General features: G+C 62.4%; 6 protein-coding genes. All 6 read left to right on the top strand.

Annotated elements, in window-relative coordinates; genetic code table 11:
* Positions 1–658 (top strand): biotin synthase BioB (gene bioB, locus WB528_RS21735; protein WP_423890558.1); only part of this gene is annotated, 658 nt, incomplete at its 5' end.
* Positions 655–1,791: an 8-amino-7-oxononanoate synthase gene (locus WB528_RS21730; protein WP_423890555.1), complete on the top strand. Its 1,137-nt coding sequence runs from the start codon at positions 655–657 to the stop codon at positions 1,789–1,791. The genes bioB and WB528_RS21730, both read left to right, overlap by 4 nt.
* Positions 1,788–2,420 carry a dethiobiotin synthase gene (gene bioD, locus WB528_RS21725; protein WP_423890553.1) on the top strand — a complete coding sequence of 211 codons (633 nt, stop codon included), beginning with the start codon at positions 1,788–1,790 and terminating at the stop codon, positions 2,418–2,420. Before WB528_RS21730 ends, bioD begins: the two co-directional genes overlap by 4 nt.
* Positions 2,417–3,673 carry an adenosylmethionine--8-amino-7-oxononanoate transaminase gene (locus tag WB528_RS21720; RefSeq protein WP_423890552.1) on the top strand — a complete coding sequence of 419 codons (1,257 nt, stop codon included), beginning with the start codon at positions 2,417–2,419 and terminating at the stop codon, positions 3,671–3,673. Before bioD ends, WB528_RS21720 begins: the two co-directional genes overlap by 4 nt.
* Before the next feature lie 247 nt (positions 3,674–3,920).
* On the top strand, positions 3,921–4,379 hold the full coding sequence (locus WB528_RS21715; RefSeq protein WP_423890551.1) for a hypothetical protein: 459 nt from the start codon (positions 3,921–3,923) through the stop codon (positions 4,377–4,379).
* A 149-nt stretch (positions 4,380–4,528) separates the two neighbouring features.
* Complete coding sequence (locus WB528_RS21710; protein WP_423890549.1) at positions 4,529–6,208, top strand: methyl-accepting chemotaxis protein; 1,680 nt, start codon at positions 4,529–4,531, stop codon at positions 6,206–6,208.
* The last annotated feature ends 441 nt before the right edge of the window (positions 6,209–6,649 follow it).

The raw sequence follows: 6,649 nt of genomic DNA, 5'->3' as shown, positions 1-6,649 counted from the left end.
GCGCAATCCCCGGGATCGCGATCTCGACGAGGTCTGCAGCATGGTGAGCGCGGTCAGGGAGCTCGGCATGGAAACCTGCGCGACGCTGGGCATGCTGACCGCACCGCAAGCCGCGCGTTTGCGCGACGCCGGGCTCGACTTCTACAACCACAATGTCGACACCTCGCCGGAGTTTTACGAAAACATCATCACCACGCGCACCCTGCAGGATCGCATCGATACGCTTGCACACGTGCGAGAAGCCGGAATCAAGGTTTGCTGCGGTGGCATCATCGGCATGGGTGAGGAAGTCGACGACCGGCTCGGCATGCTGGTGCTGCTCGCCAATTTGCCCGCTCATCCCGAAAGCGTGCCCATCAATCTCTGGAACGAGGTGAAGGGCGTGCCGGTCAATGACACCGCCGATCGGCCCGACGCCATCGCCTTGGCGCGGCTGGTGGCAGTCGCCCGTATCGTGATGCCGGCGAGCGTGGTGCGGCTCTCGGCAGGGCGGCAATACATGACCGACGAATTGCAGGCGCTTTGTTTCCTGGCCGGCGCCAATTCGATTTTCATCGGCGACGTGCTGTTGACGACGAAAAATCCGCAGGCCGCGCGCGATGCCGACCTGCTCGACCGGCTCGGCATGACCTCGCGTCTCAACCAGGCGCGGGCGTGAAGGCCTCAAGCTACGTTGCGGCTCTTGATGCGCTGAAGAACGACAATCGGTTGCGCAGCCTGAAGCCGCGCGCCGGCATCGATTTCTCCTCCAACGATTATCTCGCGCTGGCCGGCTGCCAGCGGATGCGGAAGGCCGTTTCCGCTGCGGTCGAAGCGGGAACGCCGATCGGCGCCGGCGGTTCGAGGCTATTGCGCGGCAATTGCGCCGAGCACGAAAGCCTCGAAACCGAGGCCGCGCGATTTTTCGGCGCGGAAGCCGCGATCTTTTTCGCCAGCGGCTACACCGCCAATTTCGCCGTGCTGACGACTTTGCCGCAGCGGGGCGATCTCTTGGTGCTCGATCAGCTCGTCCATGCCAGCATCCACGAAGGCGCGCGCGCCGGCCGCGCCGAGTTTCGCTTCAGCGCGCACAACGATGCCGACTCGATGGAAGACGTGATCCGCGCCTGGCGTTCGAAAGGAGGCACGGGCCGGATCTGGATCGTGGTCGAGAGCCTCTACAGCATGGACGGCGACTTCGCGCCGCTCGATGCTCTCAATGCCGTCGCCGATCGCCACGATGCCTTTCTGATGGTGGACGAGGCCCATGCCACCGGCGTCTTCGGCCCAGGGGGACGTGGACTCACTGCGGCTTATGAGGGGCAGGAGAACCTTGTCGCCATTCACACCTGCGGCAAGGCGCTGGGCGCGGCCGGCGCGCTGGTCACGACGACAAAGCTGTTGCGCGATTTCATCGTCAATCGCTGCCGCCCGTTTATTTTCTCCACCGCGCCATCTCCACTGATGGCTGTTGCCGTGCAAGAGGCGCTATCGATCCTGCGCGACGAGCCGGCGCGGCAGCAACGCCTCGCGGGATTGATCGGCTTTGCGCACCGCGAGATCGGCGCACGCGAAGGTTGGCGCTTGTCCGGCTCGCAAATCCTGCCCTTTATCGTCGGCGATAATGCGCGTGCGATGGCGTTGGCGGCCGCACTGCAGGCGCGCGGCTTCGATATCAGGGGAATCCGTCCGCCGACGGTACCGTCAGGCACCGCGCGCTTGCGCGTTTCCCTGACCAACAATGTCGACGAGAACGAGGTGCGCGCCATGCTCGATGCGCTCGTTGAAGAGACGGCGGGTGAGCCGCGATGAGCCGGCGGATCGTGGTGACCGGTACCGACACCGAGATCGGCAAGACCGTGTTTGCCGCAGGTCTCGCCGGTCAGCTCGGCGCCTGCTACTGGAAGCCGATCCAGTCCGGTCTCGACGGTGAGACCGACTCGCAGATCGTTGCGCGATTGGGCGGCTTGTCCAGCGATCGTATTCTGCCTGAGCGCTACCGTTTGAAGACGCCTGTTTCGCCGCACCAATCGGCTGATATCGATGGCATTGGGATCGATATGGCAGCGCTCGATGTACCCGACACCGGCGGCCGGCCGCTGGTGATCGAAGGCGCCGGCGGCCTGATGGTGCCGCTCAATCCATCCACTCTCTATATTGATGTGTTTGCGCGGTGGCGTGTTCCGGTTGTGCTGTGCGCGCGAACGTCGCTCGGCACCATCAACCATTCGCTGCTTTCGATCGACGCGCTGCGCCATCGTGAGATCGAATTGCTCGGAATCGCCTTCATCGGCGACAGCAATCCGGAAAGCGAGCGCGTCATTTGCGACATCGGCCGGGTGCAACGGCTGGGGCGGCTGCCCCGGCTATCGCCGCTCACGCAAGGTATGCTGCGAGAAGCGTTCGCCGCATCGTTCAAGCCGGGCGCCTTCGGGCCATGACGCGCAGGAAGACATCGCCGATCTGGCATCCGTTCACCCAGCACGCGCTTCAGCCTGACATGGTCAAGATCGAGCGCGGCGAGGGGGCTTACCTGTTCGCCGCCGACGGCCGTCGTATCATCGATGCGATCTCCTCCTGGTGGGTGGTGACGCATGGCCATTGCCATCCGCCGATCGTGCGCGCCATTCAACAACAGGCGGAGCAGCTCAATCAGATCATCTTCGCCGGCCATACGCATGAACCGGCCGAACAAGTCGCGTCGGCGATGCTGAAACTGGCGCCGCGCGGTCTCGACTACGTGTTCTTCTCGGACAGCGGCTCGACCAGCGTCGAAGTGGCGCTGAAGATGGCGCTCGGTTACTGGCACAATATTGGAGAGCCGCGCTCACGCATCGTCGTGATGCAGCACTCTTATCACGGCGACACGATCGGGGCGATGTCGGTCGGTGCGCGCGGCGTTTTCAACGCTGCTTATGGTCCACTCCTGTTCGACGTCGCGACGGTGCCGTTTCCGTCCGAAGGGCAGGAACGAGAGACGCTGGATGCGTTGGAGGCGGTGTGCCGCGACAAGCCGGCCGCGTTCATCGTCGAGCCATTAATCCTCGGTGCCGGCGGGATGCTGATGTATCCGGCGTGGGTGCTCAAGGAGATGAAGCGGATCTGCGAAGCCTTCGGCGTCTGGTTCATCGCCGATGAAGTCATGACCGGCTGGGGCCGCACCGGCACTTTATTCGCCTGCGAGCAAGCGGATGTGACGCCCGATATCGCCTGTTACTCGAAGGGGCTGACAGGCGGCGCGCTGCCGCTCGCCGTGACGCTCTGCCGGGAGGAGATTTTCGAGGCGCACTTTTCGCAAGACCGCAGCCGAACGTTCTTTCATTCGAGCTCCTATACGGCCAATCCGATCGCCTGCGCGGCCGCCAAGGCTAACCTCGATCTATGGAATGACCCGGCTGTCGCAGGGCGCGTGGCGGCGGTCGCTACGATGCAGGAAAAGGCGCTGACGCCGTTCCGGGCCGACGATCGATTCAAGAATGTCCGCCGGACCGGTACGATCACGGCGCTTGAACTTGATGTGCGCGACGGCGGCTATCTCGCCGGCATTGGCCCCAAGCTTCTCGCCTTCTTCGGCAACAGGGGCCTGCTGCTGCGTCCGCTCGGCAACACCATCTATGTGATGCCGCCATATTGCGTCACGCAGGCCGATCTCGACGAGATCTATGCGGCGATTGTCGAAGCCGCTGACCTCTAGTGGCGTGGATTTGACATTCGCTTCCAGAATCGGACCACTAGCGAAATGGGCGGAGAGAAGCTTTTGCCGCAACAGCCGGCTTCAGCGATTGCGGGGAGCGACGAACATCGTCTCTACCGGAAGGTGGTCTATCGGATCATCCCCTTTATCTTCGTCTGCTATGTTCTGAACTAGATCGACCGCGTCAATGTCAGCTTCGCCAAGCCGCAATTCCAGGGCGATTTGAACCTGAGCGACGCCAGCAGGCGTGACGAATCTCTTGCACATCGGGCTGTTGTCGGCGGTGCCTTACACGGTCGGCGCGGTCGGCATGCTTGCGCTGTGCTATTCTTCCGATCGCCGGCTTGAGCGGCACTGGCATTTCTTCGCCGCGGTTTTTTCGGCGGGCTGCGCGGCGATCGCCATCGGCTTTGCCTCGGACGATCCTGCGCTTTCGATCGCATGTCTGGCGGTGCTGGCGATCGGTTATCTCTCGGCGGTCGCCTTGTTCTGGACCATTCCGACCGGCTTTTTGTCCGAAGCCGAATCCGCCGGCTGCATTGCGTTCATCAGCAGCGCGGGTCAGATCGGAAGCCTGATCGCGCCCGTTTTGTTCGGATATGTTTCTGACCAGACAAAAAGTCTCACGTTGGGCGCTTGCCTTGTCGCCGTTGTGCTGTTCGCCGGCGGTTGCGCGGTCCTGAGCCTGAAGACTTCAGCGAAGTGACACGCGCCTCGAGGATCGACAAGCCGCTTGTCGGAATTCATCGCCCCATTAGGAGCTGTTTCATTAATTTCGGCTAACCATGATTTGCATCGGATCGTTCCGTTCCGTTCGACGCCGCGCCAACGGCTTTTTCTGCAATCAGGTGTTCAATGCTCGGCAACCTCCGAATTTCCTACAAGCTCTTGATGATGATTGGCCTTTCCGTTCTGGGCATCGCCGCGATGGCCGGCGTGGGCCTGTCGGCGTTGTGGGGCAATATGATGGAGGATCGCCGCGCCAAGCTTCAGGACATCGTCACGCTGGCTCACGAGGCGCTCGACTACAACTACCAGACTTCTCACCAGGCCGGGCTTTCCGAGGCGGACACGATGGCGCGGGCCGTCGCGCTGCTGCGTAACATGCGCTTCGGCAAGGGCGACTATGTCTACGCCATCGACCGCCAGGGCGTTGCGGTGTCGAACCCGAACCCCAAGGTCGAAGGCAAGAACCTGCTGGATGCCGTCGACCCCGACGGTTTCCCCTATGTACGGCGTCAGCTTGAGCTCGCCCCCGGTGGTGGAGGGTTCATGACCTTCCGCTTCCCGCGCGCGGCCGGTGGCAATCCGATTCCGAAACTCGTTTATTCCGTCGAATTCAAGCCTTACGGCTGGGTCGTCGGCGCCGGCATCTATCTCGACGACGTCTCCACCATCTTCTGGGAACAAGCGCGCAACCGGGCCATCCTGGTCGTCGTCTCGCTGCTCGTGGCGGGCGGGCTGTTCTTCCTGCTCGGCCGCAGCATCGTGAACCCGATCACGGCGATGACGATGGCGATGCGCAAGATCGCCGAGGGCGATACGTCGACTTCCATTCCGGCACTCGATCGTGGCGACGAGGTCGGCGCGATGGCGCAATCGGTGAAGGTCTTCAAGGACAACATGATCGAAGCCGGGCGGCTTCGCGGCGAGCAGGATGTCTTGAAGGCGCAGGCGGACTCCGAACGGAAACTTCTTCTGGTGCGGATGGCCGATGAATTCGAACGCGGCGTTCTCGCTTCGCTGGACAGTCTTGCGGGCTCCGCCTCGGAGATGCAGGCCACGTCGAAGAGCATGTCGTCGACCGCGATCGAAGCCAGCCAGCAGGCGACTTCGGTGGCGGCCGTAGCCGAGCAGGCATCGGCCAACGTGCAGACCGTTGCCGCGGCGACCGAGGAATTGTCGTCCTCGGTGTCGGAAATCGGTCGCCAAGTCACCCAGTCCACCGAAATCGCAGGTCAAGCGGTTTCTGAAGCCAACCGCACCAACGTCACGGTGCAGGGCCTGTCGGCGGCGGCGCAGAAAATCGGCGACGTCGTCAAGCTGATAAGCGATATCGCGAGTCAGACCAATCTTCTGGCGCTCAACGCCACGATCGAGGCAGCGCGCGCCGGCGAGGCGGGCAGGGGCTTTGCGGTCGTCGCCAATGAGGTCAAATCGCTCGCGAGCCAGACCGCGAAAGCGACCGACGAAATATCGGCGCAGGTCGGCGCCATGCAGGGAGCCACGACTGAAGCGGTGCAAGCCATCGAGGGCATCGGCCGTACGATCGGCTCGATCAACGAAATTACATCGGCGATCTCGGCGGCGGTCGAGGAGCAGGGGGCGGCAACCCAGGAGATCGCCCGCAATGTGCAGGAAGCGGCGCTCGGAACCGGCCAGGTCTCGAGCAGCATCGCATCCGTCAACCACGCGGCGGAGAAAACCGGATCCGCCTCGAACGGTGTGCTCGCTTCGGCGGAGCAGTTGAGCAAGCAGGCTGCGACCCTGCGCGGCGACGTCGATCGCTTCCTCGCCAACATCCGCGCGGCTTAGAGCCCACCTTGCCTGGCTAACACCCGGCGAGGTCGTCCGTGATCCTGGTCGGCTCAGCAAAACCTTGCGAGCCCAGCGGTGCGGCAAGGCCGCGCGGACACGCCGCAGCATCGCAGAATCCTGACGAAGAGGTCAGGTTAAGCGTTTGAAATCAAACGAAAACGCCTTATCCGTCAGCTCTTAGATTTCTTCCAGCCCAAGAAATCGGCTATACGGCGCGCGATGAGTGAACCAAATAACGTCGATATGTCAGCGCATCGATTTAGCGTCGCGCCGATGATGGATTGGGTAGAGAGTGTTTTGAAATCAAATAGTTAGGAGGGGGGCGTGTGCAAATTCTGTGCACGGCCGTTCTACTATTCTTTCCTTTCCGTTCTCACGAAATTGCTTTCCGCAGCCGCAGAATGACGACGATCCTGCGTTCCTCTCGCATGCTTTGAC

It is taken from the genome of Bradyrhizobium sp., assembly GCF_049586575.1.
Taxonomy (GTDB): Bacteria; Pseudomonadota; Alphaproteobacteria; order Rhizobiales; family Xanthobacteraceae; genus Bradyrhizobium.
Note: the sequence above shows the minus strand (reverse complement) of the source record. Positions and strands in the feature narration are given on the sequence as shown.

Excerpts from the sequence above, each read along its gene's own strand:
- bioD (WP_423890553.1), top strand. The coding sequence starts at position 1,788 with ATGAGCCGGCGGATCGTGGTGACCGGTACCGACACCGAGATCGGCAAG.
- WB528_RS21720 (WP_423890552.1), top strand. The coding sequence starts at position 2,417 with ATGACGCGCAGGAAGACATCGCCGATCTGGCATCCGTTCACCCAGCAC.
- WB528_RS21710 (WP_423890549.1), top strand. The coding sequence starts at position 4,529 with ATGCTCGGCAACCTCCGAATTTCCTACAAGCTCTTGATGATGATTGGC.